21 protein-coding genes are annotated in these 24,613 nt (G+C 63.0%); 3 read left to right on the forward strand and 18 right to left on the reverse strand.

From position 1 onward, the window contains the following. Positions 1-9 precede the first annotated feature (9 nt). Together rbsD and rbsK are read right to left on the reverse strand one after the other, a co-directional pair. The gene (rbsD, locus tag VSR72_RS25180) at positions 10-408 is read right to left on the reverse strand and encodes a D-ribose pyranase (RefSeq protein WP_342955066.1); all 399 of its coding nucleotides are present in this window, start codon (positions 406-408) and stop codon (positions 10-12) included. A gap of 8 nt (positions 409-416) precedes the next feature. Beyond that, the gene (gene rbsK / locus VSR72_RS25185) at positions 417-1,322 is read right to left on the reverse strand and encodes a ribokinase (protein WP_342955067.1); all 906 of its coding nucleotides are present in this window, start codon (positions 1,320-1,322) and stop codon (positions 417-419) included. Between the two features lie 223 nt (positions 1,323-1,545). Between rbsK and VSR72_RS25190 the strand changes: the two genes are divergently transcribed. Continuing rightward, positions 1,546-2,466 carry a 3-hydroxyacyl-CoA dehydrogenase family protein gene (locus VSR72_RS25190; RefSeq protein WP_342955068.1) on the forward strand — a complete coding sequence of 307 codons (921 nt, stop codon included), beginning with the start codon at positions 1,546-1,548 and terminating at the stop codon, positions 2,464-2,466. Between the two features lie 177 nt (positions 2,467-2,643). Here VSR72_RS25190 and VSR72_RS25195 read toward each other — a convergent pair whose 3' ends face one another. Next, complete coding sequence (locus VSR72_RS25195; protein WP_342955069.1) at positions 2,644-4,101, reverse strand: sigma 54-interacting transcriptional regulator; 1,458 nt, start codon at positions 4,099-4,101, stop codon at positions 2,644-2,646. Positions 4,102-4,457: 356 nt separating this feature from the next. Between VSR72_RS25195 and VSR72_RS25200 the strand changes: the two genes are divergently transcribed. Then, positions 4,458-5,858, forward strand: coding sequence for a GntP family permease (locus VSR72_RS25200; RefSeq protein WP_254318318.1), 1,401 nt, complete (start codon positions 4,458-4,460; stop codon positions 5,856-5,858). 26 nt (positions 5,859-5,884) lie between these two features. Then, positions 5,885-6,676, forward strand: coding sequence for a 3-hydroxybutyrate dehydrogenase (locus VSR72_RS25205; protein ID WP_342955070.1), 792 nt, complete (start codon positions 5,885-5,887; stop codon positions 6,674-6,676). A 62-nt stretch (positions 6,677-6,738) separates the two neighbouring features. Here the strand turns inward: VSR72_RS25205 and VSR72_RS25210 are convergent, their stop codons facing one another. The 15 genes from VSR72_RS25210 to VSR72_RS25280 all read right to left on the reverse strand — a co-directional run bounded on the left by VSR72_RS25210 (position 6,739) and on the right by VSR72_RS25280 (position 24,606). After that, positions 6,739-7,518: a hypothetical protein gene (locus VSR72_RS25210; protein ID WP_342955071.1), complete on the reverse strand. Its 780-nt coding sequence runs from the start codon at positions 7,516-7,518 to the stop codon at positions 6,739-6,741. 191 nt (positions 7,519-7,709) lie between these two features. Then, positions 7,710-10,670: an EAL domain-containing protein gene (locus tag VSR72_RS25215; RefSeq protein WP_342955072.1), complete on the reverse strand. Its 2,961-nt coding sequence runs from the start codon at positions 10,668-10,670 to the stop codon at positions 7,710-7,712. Next, positions 10,667-11,911 carry an extracellular solute-binding protein gene (locus VSR72_RS25220; RefSeq protein ID WP_342955188.1) on the reverse strand — a complete coding sequence of 415 codons (1,245 nt, stop codon included), beginning with the start codon at positions 11,909-11,911 and terminating at the stop codon, positions 10,667-10,669. The genes VSR72_RS25215 and VSR72_RS25220 overlap by 4 nt, the downstream gene beginning before the upstream one ends. Positions 11,912-12,251: 340 nt before the next feature. Continuing rightward, a complete protein-coding gene (locus tag VSR72_RS25225) occupies positions 12,252-13,487 on the reverse strand; it encodes an MFS transporter (RefSeq protein WP_342955073.1) in 1,236 nt (411 codons plus the stop codon). A gap of 484 nt (positions 13,488-13,971) precedes the next feature. Then, positions 13,972-15,120, reverse strand: coding sequence for a diguanylate cyclase (locus VSR72_RS25230; protein ID WP_342955074.1), 1,149 nt, complete (start codon positions 15,118-15,120; stop codon positions 13,972-13,974). 206 nt (positions 15,121-15,326) lie between these two features. Continuing rightward, the gene (locus tag VSR72_RS25235; RefSeq protein ID WP_342955075.1) at positions 15,327-15,665 is read right to left on the reverse strand and encodes a type II toxin-antitoxin system RelE/ParE family toxin; all 339 of its coding nucleotides are present in this window, start codon (positions 15,663-15,665) and stop codon (positions 15,327-15,329) included. After that, entirely contained in the window at positions 15,665-15,949 is a 285-nt protein-coding gene (locus VSR72_RS25240; protein ID WP_342955076.1) for a type II toxin-antitoxin system Phd/YefM family antitoxin, read from the reverse strand. Before VSR72_RS25240 ends, VSR72_RS25235 begins: the two co-directional genes overlap by 1 nt. 73 nt (positions 15,950-16,022) lie before the next feature. Next, positions 16,023-16,559: an SDR family NAD(P)-dependent oxidoreductase gene (locus VSR72_RS25245; RefSeq protein ID WP_342955077.1), complete on the reverse strand. Its 537-nt coding sequence runs from the start codon at positions 16,557-16,559 to the stop codon at positions 16,023-16,025. 108 nt (positions 16,560-16,667) lie between these two features. After that, a complete protein-coding gene (locus tag VSR72_RS25250; protein WP_342955078.1) occupies positions 16,668-17,294 on the reverse strand; it encodes a hypothetical protein in 627 nt (208 codons plus the stop codon). A gap of 149 nt (positions 17,295-17,443) precedes the next feature. Then, positions 17,444-18,328: an SMP-30/gluconolactonase/LRE family protein gene (locus VSR72_RS25255; protein WP_342955079.1), complete on the reverse strand. Its 885-nt coding sequence runs from the start codon at positions 18,326-18,328 to the stop codon at positions 17,444-17,446. Beyond that, complete coding sequence (locus tag VSR72_RS25260; RefSeq protein ID WP_342955080.1) at positions 18,325-19,092, reverse strand: SDR family oxidoreductase; 768 nt, start codon at positions 19,090-19,092, stop codon at positions 18,325-18,327. The genes VSR72_RS25255 and VSR72_RS25260 overlap by 4 nt, the downstream gene beginning before the upstream one ends. A gap of 75 nt (positions 19,093-19,167) precedes the next feature. Further along, positions 19,168-21,576 (reverse strand): glycoside hydrolase family 3 N-terminal domain-containing protein, encoded by a 2,409-nt coding sequence (locus VSR72_RS25265; protein WP_342955081.1) that lies wholly within the window; start codon positions 21,574-21,576, stop codon positions 19,168-19,170. A gap of 103 nt (positions 21,577-21,679) precedes the next feature. Beyond that, entirely contained in the window at positions 21,680-22,810 is a 1,131-nt protein-coding gene (gene ugpC, locus VSR72_RS25270) for a sn-glycerol-3-phosphate ABC transporter ATP-binding protein UgpC (RefSeq protein WP_342955082.1), read from the reverse strand. 44 nt (positions 22,811-22,854) lie between these two features. Further along, complete coding sequence (locus VSR72_RS25275; protein ID WP_342955083.1) at positions 22,855-23,685, reverse strand: carbohydrate ABC transporter permease; 831 nt, start codon at positions 23,683-23,685, stop codon at positions 22,855-22,857. A gap of 3 nt (positions 23,686-23,688) precedes the next feature. Then, the gene (locus VSR72_RS25280; protein ID WP_342955084.1) at positions 23,689-24,606 is read right to left on the reverse strand and encodes a sugar ABC transporter permease; all 918 of its coding nucleotides are present in this window, start codon (positions 24,604-24,606) and stop codon (positions 23,689-23,691) included. Positions 24,607-24,613 lie beyond the last annotated feature (7 nt).

Here is a 24,613-nt window from a genome sequence, read left to right on the forward strand (position 1 = left end):
CTGGACCTCTCAGAAAATCACGCCCGAATGCAGAATCACATTCGCATAAGGGCTGCATTCGCCGGTGCGGATCACCGCCTTCGCCTCGCGGCAGCGGCGCTTGAATTCTTCGTGCGGCACGTTTTCCACGGCGATGTGAGCGGCGGCCATGTCGCGGCTGCGCGCCACCACGGCCGCGTTGTGCGTCTGCGCTTCGCTCGCGAACACCGCGCGCTCGGCCTTGAAGTCGGCAAGTACGCTGTCGAGCACCGCGAAGAAGTCGGGTACGCCCACTGCGAGCGAAACGTCGATGCATTCCACGCCGTCGGGAACCGGCAGCCCGCAGTCGGCGATCACGAGGCTGTCCGTGTGGCCCATGCGGGCCAGCACGCGCGCGATGTCGCGATTCAGATGTCCGTGTTTTTTCACTGCGAATCTCAGGCTTGCGTATTCAGGAAGGTTTCGAGCTCGGCGAGCGTGGGCATGCCGCCCTGCGCGCCGGCGCGGGTGACCGAAAGCGCGCCCGCCGCGTTCGCGCGCCGCACGGCCTCGCCAATGCCGCGATGCCAGAACGCCGCGAGCGCGCCGTTGAATGTGTCGCCGGCGCCGGTCGTGTCGACGGCCGCGACGACAAAGCCCGGCTGATGGGCGAGCGCGCCATTGTCGTCGGCGTAGTACGCGCCGTCTTTACCGTGCGTCATCGCGATGCGGATGGGCGAGCGCGCGATGACCTCGGCCCACGCGCCTTCCGGCGTTTGCAGCGCGGTGGCGAGTTCGTGTTCGTTTGGCGTCAGCAGCGTGGTCAGCTCGAGCAACTCTCCGCTCAGCTCGACTGCGGGCGCGGGGTTGAGAAAGAACGGCTTGCCGTGTTCGCGGGCGCGCCGCGCGGCGTGCAGCACCGTTGCGTAAGGCACTTCGAGCTGCGCGAGCACGACATCGGCCTGCGCGATTGCATCGCTTGCGCGGTCGACGTCTTCAGGCGAAAGCTCGTGGTTCGCGCCGGGCACGACGATGATCGCGTTGTCGCCGCCCGAGAGCGTGATCGACGCGATGCCGGTCGCCTCGCGACCCGTGCTCACATGGGCGATATCGATGCCTTCGCGCGCGAGCGTCGCTTTCATTTCGCCGCCGAACGCGTCGGCGCCCACGCAACCGATCATCGTCACCTCGGCGCCAAGGCGCGCCGCCGCGACCGCCTGGTTCGCGCCCTTGCCGCCCGGATGCGTCGAAAAATGCGTGCCGAACAGCGTTTCGCCGAGCCGGGGAAACGTGTCGGTCGCGACGACCATGTCCATGTTGATGCTGCCCACCACCACTACGCGCGCCATTGCACTCCTTTTCACGACCTCCCGCGCCTGCGGTTTTTTGCCGTGCTAAAACGTAATCAGCTTGGGAGCGCAGTTATACCAGAGTCCTCACGCCGGTGAAATAGCCCCAGGGTATAACCGGATGCGACGCAGAATATGTCCCCGATTATTGGCGGCCAGCCGGACCGACGCGCCGCCGCACGGTGCGAAGCGCTATGCTGTCGAGCCCAGATTACGAACAGCAAGGAGATGACGAAGCATGGACAGAACGGTGACGGTGGCGGGCGTGATCGGCACGGGATTGATGGGTGTTGGCATTGCGACGCAATGCGCGCTGCACGGACTGCGCACGATCGTGCATGACGTCGATCCCGCACGGCTCGAGAGTGTGACCGCCAAGGCCCAGGCCGTGCTCGACGAACTGATCGACGCTGGCCGCATCGACGCAGCGGCGAGCGCGGCCGCGCTCACGCGTATCGAAACGAGTGCTGCGCTCGAAGCGATGACTGAAGCCCAGTTCGTCTTCGAGGCCGTGCCCGAAGTGCTCGAACTCAAGCACCGGCTCTACGCGCAACTCGGCGCCGTGCTGGCACCCGACGCGATTCTCGCGAGCAACACGAGCGGCTTCGAGCCCGATCTGCTAGCGGGACCGCTGGCTGCGCCCGAGCGCTTCGTGATCGCGCACTTCTGGAATCCGCCGCACATGATCCCGCTCGTCGAAGTCGTGCCGGGGAGCGCCACGACGGCCGACGTCACCGCGCGAACCGACGCGCTCATGCGCGCGATCGGCATGGAGCCGGTGGTGCTCGCCAAGGCGATTCCGGGCTTCGTGGGCAACCGGCTGCAATTCGCGGTGCTGCGCGAGGCGCTCAACATCGTGCGTTCGGGCGCGGCGAGCCCCGAGGTGGTGGACCGCGTGATGAAGGCGTCGCTCGGCCGCCGCTGGGGTATTGTCGGCCCGTTCGAAAGTGCGGACATGGGCGGCCTCGACACCTTCGTCGACATCTCCTCGCATCTGATGCCGGAACTCGCGAAGGATGAAGACGTGATCGATCTGTTGCGCGCGCAAGTCCACGCGGGGCGCGTAGGCGTGCGTAGCGGCGCGGGCTTTTACGACTGGGACGAAGCGCATTTCGCGCGCGTGAAGGCCGCGCGCAAAAAACTCATTGCGGGCGGGTGAGCGGCAGCGGGTGCCGGCACGACCTTGCGCATCATGTTGTGATCGAAACCCGATGTGCTCGTGAAATGATTCTCTGGCGCGATCGCACCGGTCAGCGCCGCGAAATAATCGCGATACCTGGCGAACACCTGATTCGACGCCCGGCGAAAATTCGGTTTGCCCGGGCTCACTACTACGTCAAACGTCGATACCAAGCGCAACGATCCGCCGGTACAGCGTCGCACGCGCCATACCGATCTGTGCGGCGGCTTTCGTCACTTGACCGCCTGCCGCACGCAACGCATCGGTCAGAAAGCGGCGTTCGAAATCGCGCATTGCTTCGTCATACTGATGATGCTGCACCACGCCCGCGCTCTCTTGCGTATCGCGCCGATCGCCGCCCTCCTCGCCCCGGCGCGGCCCGCGCCCATCGCCGATGAAGCGCGCGAGCGAGCGCGCATCGATGCGCTCGCTATCCGATAGCAGCACCGCGCGCTCGAGCATATTGCGCAATTCGCGCACGTTGCCCGGCCAGCTATAGGCACACAGCACCGCAAGCGCATCTTTGTCGAGTTCGAGGTGCCCCGCGCCGCTTTCCACCGCAAGCTTGTCGAGAATCGAATAGGCCATCGCCTCGATGTCCGCGAGGCGTTCGCGCAGCGGCGGCACGCGAATCATCAGCACGTTGAGCCGATAGTAGAGGTCCGCGCGAAACCGGCCCTGTGCCACGAGCGCGGGCAGATCCGCCGACGTCGCCGCGATGATGCGCACGTCGGTGCGCACGATGCGATTCGAGCCGAGCGGCTCGAACTCCTGCTCCTGCAACACCCGCAGCAATTTGCCCTGCAGCGCGAGCGGCATGTCGCCGATCTCGTCGAGAAAGAGCGTGCCGCCCTGCGCCAGTTCAAACTTGCCGATACGCCCCTTGCGCTCCGCGCCGGTATAGGCACCTGCTTCCGCGCCGAAGAATTCGAGTTCCAGCAGCGTGTCGGGAATCGCCGCGACGTTCACCGTGACGAGCGGGCCGTCCGCGCGCCCGGACGCGCCGTGTATGGCATGCGCGAGCAGTTCCTTGCCGGTGCCCGTTTCGCCGAGCAGCAGCACCGGCGACGCGAGACGCGCGGCCCGGCGCGCCTGACGCTTCACTTCGAGGCTTGCGGCGCTCGTGCCGATCAGGCTTGAAAAGCTGTACTTCGCGCGGCGCACCTGCGCGAGCGACTGGCGCGTGCTGATCAGTTCGGCACGCAGCCGCGCGTACTGGCTGAAAAGCGGCGACAGCCCCTTGAGTTCGTTGAACAGCACAAAGCCCACCGCGCCGATCGTTTCGCCGTTGTCGTCCTTGATCGGCAAACGCGTCACGACGATCGGATCGCGATCGGTTTCGAGAATGTCGAGCAGGATAGGCTCGCCGCCCTTCACGACGTCGCGCATCATGCTGTTGGGAATGACGCTTTCGCAATCGAGACCGATCACCGCCGCCGGATCGTCGAACCCGAAGCGCGCCGCGTAATGCCGGTTGATCCACACCACGCGCGCGTTGCGATCGACGATCACGGTGCCTTCGCTGAACTTGTCCAGCGACTGAAAGAGCGATTGCATCGCCAGCTTGCGCACGTGGTCGTAGTCGGCCAGCAGCGCGGTCGTTTCGATTTCCATTCGGTTCTATTCGTCGTTCGAGGCGAGGACTTGGTCTGCCACGGCCTGTGGATTCTCATTTTCGGGACGCATTATCTCAGAAATGAGATGGCCCCATGTCCTTTGATATTTCGGGACTTTACGCGTGGACATGCGAGCGGCGGCCTGCTTCTTCGCCAAAGCCGTCTCAGTCTTGAGACGCGTTGCCGCCACAACCAGCCCGGCACGCACCCCGCACGCCCCCTTCCCTTTACCGCACCGTCTCGCGCAAGGCGCGCCGGCCGCTGGCACATATCCTGCTCTATTGCGCGGTCGCGCCGGCTTCGGCGCGCGCAAACAACAAACAGACCTGCACGAATAAACCCACTGGAGACAAGATGTCCTTTGTAATTGTGATCGCCGCTTTGGCGTTCCTGATGTTCGTGGCCTACCGCGGCTACAGCGTCATTCTCTTTGCGCCCATCGCCGCACTAGGCGCCGTGCTGCTGATCGACCCTTCCGCCGTCGCACCCGTTTTTTCCGGCATCTTCATGGAAAAGATGGTCGGCTTCGTCAAGCTCTACTTCCCCGTGTTCCTGCTCGGCGCGGTATTCGGCAAGGTCATCGAACTATCCGGCTTTTCCGAGGCGATCGTTGCCGCCGCGATCCGCTACATTGGCCGCTCGCGCGCCAACGCCGTGATCGTCGCGGTGTGCGCGCTGCTCACGTATGGCGGCGTGTCGCTCTTCGTCGTGGTATTCGCGGTGTATCCGTTCGCCGCCGAACTCTATCGCCAGAGCAACATTCCCAAGCGCCTCATGCCCGGCGCGATTGCGCTCGGTGCGTTCACGTTCACGATGGATTCGCTGCCCGGCACGCCGCAAATCCAGAACATCATCCCCACCACGTTCTTCAAGACCACCGCGTGGGCCGCGCCCTGGCTCGGCGTGATCGGCTCGATCTTCATCATCGTGGTCGGTCTCACGTACCTCGAATGGCGCCGCCGCAGCGCGATGGCGAAGGGGGAAGGCTATGGCACGTCGCTCGTGAACGAACCCGAGCGCGTCGAGACCGGCAATCTGCCGCATCCGGCACTCGCCATTGCGCCGCTCGTGCTCGTTGGCGTCGCGAACTTCCTGCTGACGAAGTGGATTCCGCAGTGGTACGGCGAAAGCTTCACCGTCGCGCCCGACGTGCTGCCCGGCATGCATGCGCCCGTGACCGTCGCCGTGAAGAGCGTCGTGGCGATCTGGGCCGTGCAGGGCGCACTGCTGCTCGGCATTCTGCTCGTCATCGTCACGGCGTTCGGCCGCGTGAAGGAACGTTTCGCAACCGGCACGAAAACGGCGGTGAGCGGCGCGCTGCTCGCCACGCTCAACACGGCGTCCGAGTATGGCTTCGGCGGCGTGATCTCGGCGCTGCCCGGCTTCCTCGTGGTCGGCAATGCACTCAAGGCCATTCCGAATCCGCTCGTGAACGCCGCTGTTTCGGTTTCGGCGCTCGCGGGTATCACGGGGTCGGCTTCGGGCGGCATGAGCATCGCACTCGCCGCCATGTCGGACACCTTCATCAAGACCGCGCAGGCCATGCACATTCCGATGGAAGTGCTCCACCGCGTGGTGGCGATGGCGAGCGGCGGCATGGATACGCTGCCGCACAACGGCGCGGTCATCACGCTGCTCGCGGTCACGGGCCTCACGCACCGCGAGTCGTATCGCGACATTTTCGCGGTGACCATCATCAAGACGCTCGCGGTCTTCTTCGTCATCGCCGTGTTCTACCTGACCGGCATCGTCTAACCGGCATTCATTCCAGGCACTGACTCATGCATCTCCCCAACACGCTCTCCCTCTCCGGGAAAACCGCCGTCGTCACCGGTTCGACCAGCGGCATCGGTCTCGGCATTGCGACGGCGCTGGCCCGCGCCGGCGCCAATATCGTCCTGAACGGTTTCGGCGATCCAGCGCCCGCACTCGCGCAAATCGAAGCGGCCGGCGCGCGCGCCGCGCATCACAACGCGGACATGAGCCGTCCCGCCGAGATCGAAGCCCTCGTGGCTTTTGCGGCAAGCACGTTCGGCGGTCTCGACATTCTCGTCAACAACGCTGGCATTCAGTACGTCGAAACGATCGAGAATTTTCCGCCCGAGCGCTGGGATCAGATTATCGCGATCAATCTGAGCGCGACGTTTCACGCAACGCGCGCGGCGCTTCCCATCATGCGCGCGGCGGGCTGGGGGCGCGTGATCAATATCGCGTCGGTGCATGGGCTCGTGGGCTCGGTCGGCAAGTCTGCCTATGTCGCGGCCAAACACGGCGTGATCGGCCTCACCAAGGTCGCCGCGCTGGAGACCGCGCGCAGCGGCGTCACGGTCAATGCAATCTGTCCGGGCTGGGTGCTTACGCCGCTCGTGCAAAAGCAGATCGACGATCTGGCCCAGCGCGAGGCAATTTCAGTCGAAGACGCCACGCTGAAACTGCTCGGCGAAAAGCAACCGTCGGCAAGCTTTGCGACGGTCGAGCAGATTGGCGGCGTGGCGGCGTTTCTGTGCTCGGAAGCGGCGCGCGAGATGCGCGGCGCGGAGTTGAAGGTAGACGGAGGATGGCTCGCGCAGTAATGGCGGCTGCGGCGCGCGAGCGATGTGTGTTGGCATGTTGGCGCGTTGCCAAATACAACGCGTCAATCGCGTGCCATCCGCCGCAGCTTCAACGCGTGCAGCCGGTGGCTGAGCCCTTTGAATACACTGCTTTCATGCGGGTCGCCAAAGTGGAACAGCACCGTGCACCGGACGCTGGAGGGCGCGCAAGCCTGATTCGCATGCAGCGAGCGCAAGCCCCAGAAAAAATAAAGATTCCCCGGCTTCAGCGTGACGACCTTCGCCGAAAGCCACTTCTGAACACGCGGTAGGCGCCAGATCCTTGCGAGCAGTTTTTCCACTATCGCCTTCTCGACGATATTGACGATCGCAAACCGCCGCGCATTGCGTAGATTCGGAAACATCACAAGATGGCCTGCCAGTTCGCCCGGGTCGTTGGGAATCAGAACCGGCAGCAAGATCGACACGGCATACGAGTCGTAGTGGAAATTGTTCGAGTGACGGATTCCCTGCTCTCCCGAAAGCACGCGCATCACCGGATAAATCCGGTCGCTGGGCGGCAGTGTCCCCATCTTGCGCACATACAACTGGCGCAATAACGCGTGCAGCCCCGAGTCTTCGAAAAGCGGGGCAAGGCAGGTACCGCTGATCCATTGCGCCCCGTTGAAGCCGAAGTAGCGGGTGCCGTGCTGCTCGACGAGTTCGGCTACCCCGCTGCAGAGCTTCGTGAGAATTGCCGCTGGCACGCTGTCGTAAAGCACGCCCACTCCGTCGTCGTCCATCGACTCGGCGAGCGCCTGTGCACTTTCCACTCCCACCCGCGCGACTTCATCGAGCGGCCGTTCTTCGTTCAGCACGTTCATTGCGATCCCTCGCGCAGCCTGATTGTCGAATACAGGCACACGGTCAATGCAGACCGTAGACTGAGGGAAAAACCTTTCGTGTTCCGTACGTCTTCGTACAGAACACCTGAACGCGTCGATTTATATGCCGCCTGACTATTTTGATTCGAACGTTTCGCAACGAGTCGATACGATGCTAGCGCATCCATTCGTTAGTTATCGCTTCGCTCCTGCTCGCCAGCCGCGCCTTCTTCGACCAGCGGCCAGACCAGATTTTCGAACAACTCTGGCGCGATCGGCTTGGCGTACAAATAGCCCTGCGCGTAATCGCAGCCCATCGACTTGAGAAAATCGCGTTGCTCGACGGTCTCCACGCCTTCGGCGATAACCTTAATGCCGAGCTTGTGCGCAAGCACCACCATCGCCTCGCAAAGCACTTGATTGTTTTCGTCGACGCTCAGGTTCTGGACAAACGAGCGATCGATTTTCAGGTAGTCGATGTCGAAGCGTTTGAGATACGCGAGCGAAGAATAACCGGTGCCGAAGTCGTCGATTGAAATGCCAATGCCCGCGAGACGGAAATCCAGCAGCCTCTCGTCGATATTCGATTCAGCCTGTAGCAGCAGCCCCTCGGTGATTTCCACCACCACGCTTTGCCCCGGCATGCCCTCGCGATTGAGATAGTCGTGCCACCGCGCGCCAACCGTGCTGTCCTGGCGCACCTGCACCGGCGACATGTTGACGCTGATCTGGAACGACGGATCGTATTGCTCACGCCACAGCCGCGCCTGCTGCACGGCCTGCCTGAACACCCAGTCCCCAATCGGAATAATCAGTCCCGTATCTTCGGCGAGCGGAATGAATTCCAGCGGGTTGATCATGCCCCGCTCCGGATGCAGCCAGCGTATCAGCGCCTCCGCTTTGCGGACCTGGCCCGTTGCCAGGTCGACAACCGGCTGATAAACCAGCCGAAGCTGATCGCGAGGCAGCGCTGCACGCAGGTCGCTGGTCAGGCGCAAGCGCGTTTGCGCCTCCAGTTGCATGTCGGGCGTGAAGTAGCTAAAGCGATTGCGTCCGGCATTCTTCGCCGCATACATGGCCTGGTCGGCGTTCTTGAACAGCGCGTCGAGTTCGATGCTGTCGTCGGGGAAGACAGTCACGCCGATACTCGCCGAAATATAGACCTCGTCCGCACCGAGTTTGAATGGCTCGGTCAGTCTGCGATTGATATTGCGCACGGTCTGCTCGACCGCTTCCATGTCTTCGAGATCGGGCAGGATCACCGTGAACTCGTCGCCGCCCAGTCGCGCGACGGTGTCCAGATTGCGCACGCATGCGCTAATACGGCGCCCCGCCTCGATCAGCAGCACGTCGCCGCGGTCGTGCCCCAGCGAGTCGTTGACCTCCTTGAACCGGTCGAGGTCGATCAGCATCAGCGCCACTCGCTTTTCCGTCCGGCTCGCGAGCGCCGCCTCCTCGGTGAGACGATCGTGGAACAACTGCCGGTTCGGAAGACCCGTCAGCGCGTCGAAATTGGCCTGTTTCCAGATGGTGGCCTCGAACGCCATCCGGTCGGAGAGATCGCGACCCACTGCGAGCACGGAAGTGACATGACCGGACCGGTCGATTTCCGGCGTGATGCGAATGTGCGTGCATTGCTCCTGCCCATCTTTTCCCGCCCAGCGTAGTTCGAACTGCGCGCTCTTTCCCGTCGCGATGACCTCGCCAATCTTCCTTTCGTAGACCAGCGCATTGGGCCCGCCAGGAAGCTCCGAAGGCCGCTTGCCGAGCACACTGGCGAGATCGCATCCCGCCGACGTGCAGAAGGCCGGATTCGCGAACGTGCGGCGAAGCTCGCGGTCATATCGCGTGATCGTATCGGGCGAGTTCTCGATCAAGGTGCGCGATTCGCGTTCGCGGGCGACGAGTTCCGCCGTCCGGTCGACGACAGTCTGTTCGAGCGTTGCATTGATTTCGTTGATCTTGTGAATCTTCTGCCTGATCGCCGTACGCATGCGCTCAAAACGGTGCGCGAGCCGCGCCAGCTCGTCCGGCCCGCCAATCGAGCCGTCCCCTTCGTTGCCGTCCTCCTCGACCGCGCCGGCATCTTCGCCGGTATCGTGCATTCGGCCCACCAGATCCTGGAGCGGCGCCGAAATGCTGTACGAAATAAAGTAGGCAAGGAAAATGGAAAGCAGGAACCCCGAAATGCCGACCACCACGATCTGGTTGCGTACGGCCTGTGCCTCCGCGGTCAGACTCTGTTCGGCGATCGTGCTGACCACGAACCAGCTCGTGCCGGGAATGCGCGCGTAGGCGGCAACATAATGCCCGCCGCGTTTCGCGGCGAAATTGACGAACCGGCTCGACTCACCCGACACGCGGTGGCGGGCGATATCCTCGATCAGGCCAGGCTCGGGCGTCGCACCCGGGTTGGGCAACGACGCATTATTTGGGACTACGATGATTTTGTTGTCGCTCGCGTCGAATACGTAAATCTCGGTTCCGCTGCCTGTAGCGACGTCGTTGAAAATCGTCGAAAAGTATTCAGGGCGAACGACCAGAACCAGACTGCCGATCTTCGTGTTGTCGCTCTTGTTGTAAATGGCGCGCACCATCCCCAGGTTCTGCTGACCGACCCCATCGTCGTAGCTGCCCCAGTAAGTGCGTTCACGCGATTCTTGCGCGATGCCGACGAGCGCCGTCACCCCCGAAGTCAACTGCGCAAATGCCTGCGTATCCAGAATCTGGTCTTTCTGGTCGAGCAGATATTTCTGATTGATGAAATCGACCGACCCGTAGTGCTCGAGCAGCAAACGGGTCATGTCCTCGCGCGCCTCGCTCTGCTCGCGGGCGTTGCCGCTTGCCGCTCTCGCCAGCGCCCCCTGGACCCGGTCAGAGAGTACGAGCAGATTGCTTTCCGTTTCGATCTGCTGCATGCGCAGCTCGACGTTTCTCGATACCTGCCTCACCACCTCTTTCGAAAAAATCTCCGCATTTTCCTTGATCGCCGCGATCGACTTCACATAGGAAATGCAGCCCGAAATGATAATGGGCAGCAGCGCCAGCAGAATGAAGGCGCCAATCAGTCGATATCGAATCTCGACGCGTCGAAGCAAATCCTGGCAAAGGTAGTCGAAGGCGCGTCGCAGCAGCGCGGAGATTGCATTCATTTGTAGTGCATCTTCGCTTCAGTCTTGACCGAGATGTCCAGGCGCTCCGCAGCCTGCCTGGGCGTGATTTTCCTGAGCAGCACATCCTGCATCAATCGATGCACCAGCTCAATCGTATTGGAAGGAAGCGACGAATAATAGGGGCTTGCCGTGACCGGATAGTGGCTGACCGCGTTCGTGTAGTCGACGATTTCCACGTCGCTCACCACGCTTCCCATGCCTTGCTGAAACGGCGAGACGTTATGGCGTTTCCTCTGAAGAATGGGAAATCCCTTGCCGGTGATGAATTCCAGAAAGCGCATGGCCGCCGCCTTATTGGGCGTCTCGCAAACAGCAAAGCCCGTTTCGCTGCCGAACACCGGCACGACGCGTTCGCCGCGCGCGTTCCATGGCGGCACGAACACGCCTACCGAGAAGTCGTTTCCATGCAGCATGAGGCCCGCGGCCCAGCTACCCTGAAACGCCATCGCCACCTTCCCCTCCTTGAAGAGGCGAATGCCCTCGTCGTAGCCCGTCGTCATGAACGATGGCTGCGCGTACCCACGCTCGGGTATCAGCGCGATCCTGGCGAAAATATCGGCGACCTCCGGCGTATCGAGGTTCAGTGTGCCGTCCGCCATTTTCTCTTTCCAGTGCGGCTCGTGCGCGACCACATTATTGGCGAAACCGGAAGCGAACGGCCCGTTGCCGAGCATGTTCGGAAAGCCGCCGCTCCACATCACCGGAATCATTCCCGCCTGCTTGAGCTTGGCGCATACCGCGAGGAATTCGTCGAAATTCGTCGGCAGCGTATCGATGCCGGCCTGCGCGAACATGGCCCGGTTGTAATAGATCATCGTCGTCGCCACGCCGCCCGAAATGCCGAATCCCTTGCCGCCGCGACTGGTCCAGTCGGCCTTGAGCGGATCCAGCATGTTCTTCCATGCGGCGCTCTGGCGGACATCCGCGAGCACGCCCTGGTCGGCCAGCTCGGCGGCATAGGCGTTTGGATTGATGCTGACGAGGTCCGGCAGCGTGCCGGCCGCAACGCGCGGTTTGACGTTCTCCTCGATCGAGTTGCCGACCATGAACTGAACGTTCACGTGCACATCAGGATTGAGCTTGCCGAATTCGGCGGCGATCTCGAGCATCTCCTGCGGCCAGTCCGGCGCCCAGATCAACGCGGTGATGGTGGTCGGCGCCGGCGCGGCCTTGCTGCTCCCGGCATGGTTCTGCTGGTCGCAACCCAGCAGCAACAGCATGCCGATCAGACCGGATAGCAGCCAGGCAAACTTGATTCCGTGCACGTAACGCTCGCTTTCAGTTCGGGAGTAGCAGTCCAGGCACACCGCAGGGGAGCCAGATTGCATATCGGCCGAAACCGGGCATCACTTGAGGGGTCCTGCGCGCGAGCCTGCCGCGCCGCAACCGGCGAGCTTTCGCGCACGTACGTTCATGTCCGTTCGCAAACGTTAGCGCAGTGCAATGCGCTAACGCGATGCAATGCGATCGGGTATTTTTGCGTAGACGCTAAACGCGCGCGCGTTTAGCGCATCGTGGTGCGACGAGTTCGATGGCTCGCCGACCTCCACCGCTCACGTGTCAATCGAGCGACGGGCTGCACTCGCAATCGAGCGCCGCGACCCGCGCGGGCCGCTCCATTGCCGCAAGCCGCTGCAACGTCACGAGTCCGAACACCGCGAGCACGCAGCCGAGCACCAGATCGGCGCGTACGCCCGCGCGGTCCACGATCGTGCCGCCCACCGAAGAACCCAGCGCAATCGCCACCTGAATCACGCTCACGAACATCGCCGAGCCCGCTTCGGCCTGATCGGCCGTGCCGCGCTGAATCCACACGGAGAAGCACAGCGGAATCGCGCCGAACGCCACGCCCCACATGAGCATCGCCGCGATCTCGCCGATGCGTACGTGGTCGAGGAGAATCATCGCCGAGAGCGCGCACAACAGCAGCGCCGTCATTGTCGCCACGGCGGACTTGAGGCGCGTCGCGACGAACGCCGAAGTCAGCGCGTTCGAGAAAAAGCCAATCACGCCGAATGCGAGCAGCAGCAGCGTGATCGCGCTCATCGAGAAGTCCTGCTGAAGCAGCGGTGCGATGAACGTGTACGTCGAGAAATGCGCGCCGAACACGAGCGCAACCATCAGCATGCTCAGGCGCACATGCGGACGGCGCAGTAGCGTGGCGAAATCGCGCAGCCGCAATGCGGCGGCGGAAGGCAGCGACGGCACGAGCAACGCCTGCGCGACGAGCGCAAGCGCGACAAGGCCGCCCGTCACGAAAAACGACATGCGCCACGACGCGAGCCCGGCGATAAACGTGCCGAGCGGCACACCGATCACCGTCGCGAAAGTCACACCGGTCAGAATGATGGCCGTTGCGCGCGCAGCGTCGCTCGTGTGCACGAGGCGGCCCGCCGCTGCGGTCGCGAGCGTCCAGAAACCGCCGAGCGCCGCGCCGAGCATGGCGCGGCCCACCAGCATGAGCGCGAAATTCGTCGAAAGCGCGGAGACGATATTCGATGCGAGCAGCATGGCCGTGAGCAAGAGAAACACCTGCCGCCGGTCCATGCGTCCTGCAAACATCATCAGGCCGGGCGCGAAGATCGCCGCCATGACGCCCGGCGTGGTCACCATGAGCCCGGCGGTACCCGGCGTCACGCCGAGGTCGCGTGCGATCTCGGTGAGCAATCCGACTGGCAGGAACTCGGACGTCACGAACGCGAATGCGCTGATCGCCACGGCAAAAACGGACAACCACTGACGCAGTGTCGTTTCTTCGAGTGGCGCGGGCGCGAGATTGGGAGAACGGTCGTTCATGTTTCGATGACTGTTTTGTGTGCGGCGAATAATAAAAGCCATTGTTCGGCAATTTCGCACCAAAAAATGGGGAAAATCGCCGTTTAAATGGCCAATCGGGAATGACGTTTAAATTAACATCAAAAAAAGAATCGCGTGCGACGCCGCAATTAGCCGGGGTCGACAAAAGGGTTATGAACCGGATGTGACGTGCGCCGCCCCGCGCAAGCCGGCGGGGCAGAGATTATGTCATTTGAGCGCTGGAAAAATGAACGATATTTTAGCGGGGACAAATAAGCATCGAATCGATGCATATGCTTGCCGCTGCATAGCGGGGCTGAGTGCGCCAATTGCCCTGTCCGTACGGATGCCTTAGCAATTGGAATAGACTTCGAACTTCGTAAAAGGGTAATGGCGCGCCAGCGCGCGCGGTGCGGCTTCGATCAGCAACATCGAAACGAAGCTGTCGCAGATCAGTCCGCCCAGCGTGAATTTGCAGCGAGAATCACGCGGGCCGTTCCACCGCCGGGACATGCTCGCCCGGCGACTTCTCGCGCTTGACTGCATACATCGCGAGATCGGCACGGCGCAAGACCCCATCGACGTCCAGGTCGTCCGCCGCGACCGTCGTGAAACCGACGCTCGCCCCGACGCTCACCAGCAGCCCCGGCGCAAGCTCGAACGGCCGCTCGATCGCTTCCGTCACGAGGCTGGCCCATTCGCGCGGCGCCCGGTCCACGTGAGGATCGACGATCACGAATTCGTCGCCGCCCATGCGGGCCACCCACGCGCCCGCGCTGGCAAGCATGCGCAAGCGGCTCGCGACCTGCACGAGCAGCATGTCGCCGGCCTTGTGGCCATGCGCGTCGTTGACCGACTTGAAGCCGTCGAGATCGACGAAAAATACCGTCATGCCCGCCTTGATGGGCGAAGCGCTCGCCGGCCCGGCGGCGCTGAACAGGCCGTCGCGGTTCAGGAGCCCCGTGAGGGCGTCATGGCGCGCGCGATGGCTGTTTTCCCGTTCGGCCTTCATCGTCGAGATGAGCATGGCGTTCAGGTGGCGCGCCGCGATGCTCATGGCAAATACGTAGAAGGGAATTTGCAGGAGCGTGAGCAGCAGAACGGGCTCGCCGCCCAGCAGCGCGCCAATGCAGCACGGACCGAGCGAGAGGCAGATCATGACCGCCACCAGCCGTGGCGCTGCGAAGTTGCGAAAGCAGATGCCGCCCACCATGGCCGCGGCAGAAAGGAACGCGAGCGTGGCGGATACCCAGTCCCGGCTCATGGCGCTGACGAGCGCGCCATAGCCGACCGTCGCGCCCCACAGCGGGGCCAACAGAATATAGAAGTCCGTGGGCGTGCTCTTGCCCTCCGCGGCGCGGCGGCGCGAAAGCGTGAGCGTGGCGAGGCGCACCGCGCAAACCACGATTTCGGCAATGAGCCACAGCTTGAACGGCAGCGTGCCGTGCCGGCGAGCCAGCAACCACGCTACGGCCACGGTATTGGACACGCCGCCGAAGAAAATCGGCAGGGTGCCGAACAGGGTGCCGACCAGGGCGACGCGTATTTCGTGCGGCGTGTCCTGTCCAGGTTCAGTCAACCAGCGGGCCAGCTTGCCGCGCGGCAAAGAGTAGATTTCGTTGCGGGAGCTCACTTGCGTCACCGTCGGTCGTACCGTGCGCGAGACGTTTCGCCTCTCGCGCCCTGTCAAGTCCGGGTCGTACGGCCGTGCGAAAACAACAGGCGCCGACACCCTACCGCGATAACGGCAAGCTGTAAGGAAAACTTTAGGAATCCGGCGGGGAAGTCATTGGTTGAGCTAGCAACCAATGGACGATTCTTGTACGCGCCTTATGCGTTTTACATCAGACGAAGCACGATTCGTTGAAGAAGCGCTTGCAGGTCGCGTCGCGTGTCGATCACGAGGTGAATAAAAACGGTGTCGTCGCGAACCTGACAAATAATCCGGTTCTTGCCCGAAAGGACCTGTCGAAAAGTGTCGTCGACAAAGCCTTCAAGTTCGGCAGGCAAGTGGCCGCTCTCAGGGAACTGGCGGATCTGCGCAATGCTGTCCTGGAGTTGAGCCGACGTCTGACGCCACGTCTCCCATCCGAATGCGCGGACGATATAGCTTCTCAGCTCATCGATACCGATCCGCGCGGTCGGCAGAACGCGGTAATTCAGCAGCGGGGCCTGCATTAGCGAAGCGTTTTCTGGCGGTCGAGTTCGTTGAGCTCTGCGAAGAATTCGTCGCCATCTACGTGTTCCGCGCGCTCGATCTGCTTTTGGCCGATGGCCAGAATCTTCAGCAATGCGAGCGTCTGCTGAGTCGATTCATAGGTTCGCACGTCCTGAACAACGAGTTTCGCTTCGCCGTTCTGCGTGATGATGAGCGGCTCCCCTGAGTCGGTCAGGTCCTTGACGATTTGCGCAGCTTCGCTCTTCAGATAGCTGATGGGTTTCACGTGATCAGCGAGATGCATAGGGTACTCCTGTCGCCAGTCGAACAGGACTAAATATAGACCATTATCGGTCCGATCGCAACGCACAGCTTTTTTAGGGCCGGGTTAGACCGCGCAGCTCCGCCCCATCGAGCACGTACCGCGCAAAAAGAAAGTCCCGAATGCCGGTCACCGCGTCGCCGACAAAATCGAGCGCGACAAAATACGCCGGCCCGCCAGCCGGATCGTTTCGGTCGAACACCACCATCACGGGCCGCCCATCCATGCGTGCCGCCTCGAAGCGCCACTGTTCGGCAAGCGCATAACGGTGCAGGTATTTGCCAACCTTGTCGCGCCCTTTCACGCGCAGCCGGTTCACGAGGTCGAGTTGCACGTCGCCCGCCAGCATCGTGCGCAGCGTGTCGAAGTCCCGCGCGTTGAAGCACGCCACATACCGCACGAGCCGGCTGCGGTCTGGCTCGGCGAGCGCCGTCGGCCCGACGCCCTGCGGCTCGACAGCGGCGAGTCCCTCGCCATCTCGCGCCAGAGCGGTCACGTTCGCTTGCCTGCGAAGCAACGCCTCCACCATGGCAAGCCCCAGCCCCCGGCTTCCTCCGGTAATCAGCACGGTTTGATTCTGAATCGTCTCCATCCTGCCCTCCTGCTCCGGACGATGCCGGCGCACTCTGCGGCCGGCATGCTAAAGACGGATGGGCAAACGAAAACGGATCGGTCCGCTCAAAAAATAGCTGAGCGTCCGCTAACGGGCGACGATGATGGTCATCTCGGATTCGTACGTGATCTTCACGTGGCTATGGTGCTTGAGGGTCTGCATCACCTCGATCAGGTCCGGGCGGCTCACCCGAACGGAGCGCGCCGTGCCCGACTTGTCCACGACGGTCAGAAGATTGAGCTTGCGGTCGACGCCGGTGACTTGCGCCACGCCGGTGAAGACCCGGAGCACCTGGAAGTTTTCGTTGTCGGCGCCGGAGGAATGCTGGGTAATCTTCGCCGTGTGAGTCAGGCGCGTGACTGCCGCGCTCCCGGCAGGCGTCAGTCCGGTGACGTAGGGCTCAAGATAATGGGTTGTAAATTTGTCGCCGACCTTGACGACATTGAGCACGTCGGGATGGTCTTTCACGCTGAAGCTCAGGTCGTCGTGGCCCGGCACGGTCACGACGATGAGCGCATTCTTCTGGTCGATCAAACTGATCGTGCCGTTTTCCGTGTCGACGAATGCGCCGGTTGGAACGGCTTCCGAGGCGGCTGAGGCCTCGGTGTCGGCCGCGTGGCACAGGGCTACCGGGCCCGCGAAGAAGCCAACGGCCGCGACGCTGAGCGCAAGGCGGCGAGCGAACGACAGGCACGTATTCGATCGATAGAGCATGGTAGTCCCCTTGAAACGATCAGGTGCCACGCTTGTTGCGCCGGTCAGGGACCATGGCGTGTGCTCTGGGAGCCTAGCACTGCGGGATGCCCCGACCATCGGACTTTAGTCCTATACGGTCGATACGACTTGACGTGGCCTGGCGCGCCTTAGCGCTCAAAAGCCGCCGGGCAGCGTGCCTGAGCCTGTCCCGGCACCGGCGAGCGGAACGAGAACAAACCGCCGGCTTGCGGCTGCTTCTCGCGCTCGGCTGCCGTGAGCCCCTTCCACGCGGTCGAAACGTAAACGGTTCGCAGATCGTCCCCGCCGAATGCGAGCTTCGTGATGTTCGCGCAGGGAAACGCGACCTGACCGACCCGTTCGCCCTCGGGCGAATAGCGGTCGATGCACCAGCCGCCGAACAGCGCGACCCACACGTAGCCCTCGGCGTCCACCGCCATGCCGTCCGGGTGGCCGTCGCCGGAAATCGCGGTGAAGACGCGCTTGCGCGACAGCGTGCCGTCAGTGGCGACATCGAACGCATACACGACGCGGCGCATCGTGTCGTTGTGATAGAGCGTGCGGCCGTCCGGGCTCATGGCCGGGCCGTTGGTGATCACGTAGCCGCTGTCCTGTGTGCTCAACTGCCCGCCTTCGTCCACGCGATACAGCGTGCCGCTCGGCGTTTCCTCGGCGTCGTCCATCGAGCCGAACCACAGGCGTCCGCTCGCATCGGCGAAACCGTCATTGAGACGATTGCCAGGCAAATGCGGTTCGACATCCAGCAGCTTGTCGAACTCTCCGCTCACCGCATCGAAGCGATACAGCCCGTCGGGCATGCCACATACGAAAACCCGGTCCCCTAGCGGCGCGATAAAACCGACCTGGTCGGGCGCGTACCACGTCGTGCGCTCCCCGGTCGTGACCACGAGGCGATGAATCTGCCGGCCCTTGATATCGACGAAATAGATCGCGTTTTCCGCGGCCTGCCATAGCGGCCCTTCGGCAAGCTCCGCACCGATCGGCCAAACGCACACAGGAGCGGGCATCGTCATTCTCCGTACCATCCCGCGTCGACGAAGTAGTCGCGGCCCGAGCAGCGCGAGGCATCGTCGGAAGCGAGGAACAGCGCCATGCGGGCGACATGCTCGGGCTCGATGCGCAGTTGCAGACATTGCCCCGCCACGACCTTCGCCTCGCTCTCCGGCGTTTGCCAGAGGTTCATCTGCCGCGGCGTCTTCACCGCGCCCGGAATGATGCAGTTCACGCGAATGCCCGCGCCGCCCAGATCGCGTGCCAAGCCGCGCGTGAGGCCTTCAATGCCGGCCTTCGCGGTCAGGTAGATCGGCAGGTTCGGCAAGGCGACGTGCCACGACACCGAACCGAAGTTCAGGATCACGCCGCGCCCCGCCTGCCGCATGCCCCTGGCGGCGGCCTGCGCGCAGAAGAACTGGTGGCGCAGGTTCACGGCGATACGCTGGTCCCAGTAGCTCGCGGTCAGCTCGCCGATGTCATGGCGGTCGTCGTTGCCCGCGTTGTTCACCAGCACGTCGATCGGGCCCGCGGCCTCCACGATGGAAGCGAATACGCTTTCGATCGCCTCGACGTTGCACAGGTCGCAGTACCTGAACAACGGCGGATGCTTCGCATGACGAAGCGTCTCTTGAAGCGCGAGCGAATCGTGCTCGGCCACGTCGAGGAAAAACACGCGCGCGCCCTGCTGCGCGAATGCTTCGACGACCGCAGCGCCAATACCGCTGCCACCGCCGGTGATAACGACGGTTTTATCCGCCAGACTCGGATAGATTGCGTACGACATCAGAAATTCCAGTGTTGACTTGTCAGACCCCAAACAGGGCGGCGAGCCTTGCATGGCTCGCCGCCTGGCCTCTTCTTACGATACGACTTCGACCGCGCTCAGCATGCGCCAGTCACGCGGGAGCGTTCGCACCGCGCTGCCCGCAACCGTGACCGTTCCGCGCAGATGGATGTCGCGGCTCGAACTGCCGACCATCAGATCGAAGTCGCCCGGCTCGACGACGCGCTCGCCTCGCGCGTCGGTGAAATTGAGCATGTCGACGGGCAGTTTCACGCACACGCGCGCCGACGAACCTGCCGCGAGCGGCACGCGGGCAAACGCCTTCAATTCGCGCACGGGCCGGGCGACCGACGCGTGCTGGTCGCGCACGTAAATCTGCACGATCTCCGTGCCGTCGCGCTCGCCGATGTTTTCGACCGTGAAGCTGAGTTCGACGGTGCCGTCTTCGAGCGGGACTTCGCGTTGCGCCACCGCGAGATCGCCGTAACGGAACTGCGTATAGCCAAGACCGGAACCAAACGGATAGCGGCTTCCAAAGTGGTAGGCGACGGGCGTGCCCGCGCTCTTGAGGCGATGGTTATACACATACGGCACGGCCCCTGCGCTCTTCGGCACCGAAAGCGGCAGGCGGCCGCTGAAATTCGCGCGACCCACGAGCAGATCGGCAAGCGCCTCGGCCCCGCGCTCGCCTGGCGCGAACGCCATGATCTGCGCGGCGATGCGATCTTCGAGACCGCCCAGGTTGTACGGGCGGCCGCCCGTCATCACGACGACGGTGGGCGTACCGCTCTCGACCACGGCCGTGAGCAATTGCAGTTGCACGCCCGGCAGTTCCAGGCTGTCCGTATCGGAGCCCTCGCCCACCGTGCCGGACTGGAACAGCCCCGCCAGATCACCGACGAATACGACAGCCACGCCCGCTTTGCGTGCGGCTTCGACCGCCCCCTCAATACCTTCGGTATCCTTACTGATCAATTCGTCGCGGTTGGCGTCATTGGTCAAGTCGAGCGACACGTCGCCCGGGAAAACCGGTGCACCCGCACGACGCTCCTTGATGATGTCGCAACCCTTGGCATGCAACACGCGCGCCTCGCCCAGCAGCGCGCGCAGCGCGCCCAGTGGCGTGGCGATCGAAGCGACCGACTGTTCGCCCGAGTTGATGAGGTGCACCGGGAAGCTATAGCCTGCGAGCAGCGCGAGCGGGTCGTCGGCCGTCGGGCCGATCACCGCAATCTTTTCCGTGCCATTGGCGTTCAAGGGCAGCACACCGCCTTCGTTGCGCAGCAGAACAGCCGATTCGAGCGCGACCTGATACGCCGCATCGGCCGCCGCCGTGCCCTTTACGTCCACGCGCTCGGGGTCCACGTACGGATTCTCGAACAGGCCGAGGCGGAACTTCGTGCCCAGCACACGCGAAACGGCGGTGTCGATCGTCGCTTCGGTAATCTCGCCGCGCTCAAGCGCTTCTTTCAGATGGACCGCGCACTCGTGGCCCGGCAACTCGACGTCGAGGCCCGAATTGAACGCAAGTGCCGCTGCCGACGCGCTGTCGTGCGCGACCGCATGATGGCTGTAGAGCAGGTCCACGGCAGCATAATCCGCGACGACGAGACCTTCGAAGCCCCACTTCTCGCGCAGCGTGTCGTGCAGCAGCGTACGGTCGCCATGGCAAGGCACGCCGTCGATATCGTGGTAAGCAGGCATGATCGAGCCCGCGTGCGCGAGCTTGACCGCCATTTCGAACGGCAGGAGAAACACGTCGTTCAATTCACGCGGGCCCACATGCACGGGCGCATGATTACGCGCGCCTTCGCTCGCCGAATGGCCGACGAAGTGCTTGAGCGTGGCGAGCACGTCGCGCCGCTCGCCTTGCAGACCGTTCACATAGTGGCACGCCAGCACGCCAACCAGATACGGGTCTTCGCCGAGCGTTTCCTCGGTGCGGCCCCAGCGCGGATCGCGCGACACGTCGAGCACGGGCGCGAGGCCCTGGTGGCAGCCGATCGAGCGCGCCTGCGCGCCAATGATGCGCCCCACTTCCCCCACGAGGTTCGGGTTCCACGTCGCGGCGTAGTTCAGCGGCGAGGGAAAAAGCGTGGCGTCCTTGATCATCAGGCCCACGAGGCATTCCTCGTGCGACATGACGGGAATGCCCAGGCGCGTGTCTTCGACCATCTTGCGCTGCAACTCGTTGAGCGCGCGCACGCCTTCCTTCGGATCGACCGTGTGCGTGCCGAGCGGGCGCGTGATCTGGCCAAGACCGTGCTGCAGAATCTGGTCCACCGTGAGGCTGTTGGCGCTTTGCGCGAAATCGATACTCCGCGCCTTGTGCTCGCCGTCGGCGGAGAGCTTGAGCCACGCGGCGTGAAGCTGGGCGATTTTTTCGTCGAGCGTCATGCGCGCGAGCAGATCGGCCACACGCTGTTCGGTCGGCGCGTCGGCGCGGCGATAAAGCGGAACCTCAGTGGTGTGTTCAAGCGACATCGATTCACTCCCTGGTATTGCACGAGCCGGATTCTTTACAGGCTGTTTAGTTGTGCTTTTGAAATAGGCGTTACGCAAGCGCGCGGCGTGAGCCGCGCTCGGCTCAGGTCAGACGTCGCAGCGCCATATCGTGATCGTCGAATACGTGGCACGCCTCAGGTGGCAGCGCAAGGTTGACCAGTTCGTCGTGCTTCAACGCGCTGTCACCGGGCACCTTGGCGATCACGGTTGCCGCGGCCGGGCCCGTCTGTGCCGCGTGGATATAGCTGTGCTCGCCCATGTGCTCGACGAGCTTCACGCGGCTCGCCAGGATCTGTTCAGCGCGCGGATCGACGGCTACGCGCAGATGCTCCGGACGCACGCCGAGCGTCACCTTCATGCCAGCGCGCGCACGCGATCCGTCCACACGCGCGCGCACGCGCTCGCCGCTTTCGAGGTCGATGTCCACGCCGCCATCGTCGCCGCCCACCACTGTGCCCGCGAAGAAGTTCATCTTCGGCGAGCCGATGAAGCCCGCGACAAACCGGCTCTTCGGATGGTGATACAGATCGAGCGGCGCGCCCACCTGCGCGACGCTGCCGTGCCGCTCCATATGCGCGCCGGCCTGCATGAGCACGATGCGATCGGCCAGCGCCATCGCTTCGACCTGATCGTGCGTCACATACACAGCGCTCGCCTCGCTGAACTCGCGATGCAGACGCGCGATTTCAGTGCGCGTCTGCACGCGCAGCGCGGCATCGAGATTCGACAGCGGCTCGTCGAACAGGAACACGCCAGGCTCGCGCACGATTGCGCGCCCGATCGCCACGCGCTGGCGCTGGCCGCCGGACAGCGCTGCGGGGCGGCGTTCGAGATAGGTCTCGAGTTGCAGTGCGGCAGCGGCGCTGCGCACCTTCTTGTCGATCACGGCCTTGTCGACTTTCGCCTGACGCAGACCGAATGCCATGTTCTCGTACACGCTCATGTGCGGATAGAGCGCGTAGTTCTGGAACACCATCGCAACCTTGCGTTTCGCGGGCTCGACCTCGTTCATCCGTTGGCCGTCGATGCGCAGTTCGCCATCGGTGATCGATTCGAGACCGGCGATCATGCGCAGCAGCGTGGACTTGCCGCAGCCCGAAGGCCCGAGGAACACGCAGAACTCGTTCTTGCCCACTTCGAGATTGGCGTCACGGATCACCGCGTTGCCGCTCGCGTAGGCCTTCTGTACGTTATTGAGGGAAATGCTTGCCATATCGATTTATGCGAAGTTCGGTTTGCGAATCAGATCAACCCGGATCAGCCCTTGAGCGAGCCGGCCATCATCCCCTTGATCACGCGCTCCTGACCGAACGCGTAGGCGACGATCAGCGGCAGCGACGTGAGCACGAGAACAGACAGCATCGAGGGTATGTTCGACGCGTATTGCCCCATGAAGTCCCAGATCGCGAGCGGCAGCGTGCGGTGCTCGGACGTCGACGTGAGCATGTACGCGAAGATGAACTCGTTCCAGAGACCAATGCCGTTGAAGATCGCCACCGTGGCGAGCCCAGGCCCCGAAAGCGGGAAGAAAATGCGCCAGAAAATGCGGAATGGACTGCAGCCGTCGAGTTGCGCGGCTTCTTCGAGCTCGCGCGGAATCTGGCGCATGAACTCGGTCAGGATGAAGATCGACACCGGCAGGCTGAGCGCCACGTAGGGGCCGAGCAGCGCGAACGGCGTGTCGTAAAGACCGAGGTTGCGCGTGAGCAGGTAGATCGGCACCAGCGTGGCATGCAGCGGCACGATCATGCCGGCGACCACGAGACCGAAGAGCGCCTTGTTCAGCGAGAAGCGCATGCGCGCGAATACATAGGCCGCCATTGCGCTGATGATGACGATCAGCGCCACCGAAACGCCCACCGTGAACACGCTGTTACGGAAATACGTGAAAAACGGCCCTTTGAGCACCGCTGCGTAATTGCCCCAATACAGGTGGCCCGGCGGCGCCCACACGTTCGTCGAAAAGGTTTCTTCCTGACTCTTGAAGCTCGACACGACCATGAAGAGGAACGGGATCGTCGTGACGGCCAGCCAGATCAAAGCGAGGAGCGGAATCCCCACGCGCGGGAAGCGAAATGTCTTCTTCATGGTTCAGACCTCGGTTGCATAACGACGGGTGAGATACATCGACACCGCCGCCACCGCGATAACGATAAGGAACATCGCCGAGCCGATGGTGCTGCCGTAGCCGAGCTGGAACGAACTGAACACCGTGCGATACATGTAGGTTGCCATCACCTCGGACGAGCCTTCGGGGCCGCCGCCCGTCATGACGAAGACGAGATCGAAGTAACGCAGCGAGCCGAGCACGGACAGAATCACCGCCGTGCGCACCGTGCCTTGCAGGTGCGGCAGCTTGATACGCCAGAAAATGGTCCACTCGGAAGCGCCGTCGAGCAGCGCGGCTTCGTTGACCTCGGCCGGCATCGACGAAAGGCCCGCGAGGAACAGAATCATGTAGAAAGGCGCGTTCTGCCAGATGATCACGGCGATCGTCGCGCCCAGCGAAAAATGCGGGTCGCCCAGCCAGTCCTTCGCGAGGCCATCCAGCCCGAACGCCTGCAGCGCGACGTTCAGGGGTCCGAAATTCGGATCGTAGATCTGCTTGAACAGCACGCCGATCGCCACGCTCGACATGAGCAGCGGCAGGAAATAGAGCACCTTGAGCACGCGCGAGCCACGGCCGGCTTTTTCCAGCAGCACGGCGAGCGCGAGCGCGACAGGAAGCTGAATGACGATCGAGGCGAGCGCGAGAATCACATTGTTCTTGAGCGATTGCCAGAACACCGTGTCGTGGGCGAGCCGCGCCCAGTTCGCGAGCCCGGTATAACGGGCGGTATTGCCGAGACCGTTCCAGTCGAGCAGCGACAGCCGCAGGCTGGAAACGAGCGGATAAAGCAGGAACACGGCCAGCAGCAGCAGCGACGGCGCCAGAAACACGACCGTGACGAGCGTTTGCGACGAGAGCTTCAGCCGGCGTTCAGGTGTAGCGGAAAGTGCGATATTCACGAGCTTT

The sequence above is a fragment of the Paraburkholderia sp. JHI869 genome, assembly GCF_038900775.1.
Lineage (GTDB): Bacteria > Pseudomonadota > Gammaproteobacteria > Burkholderiales > Burkholderiaceae > Paraburkholderia.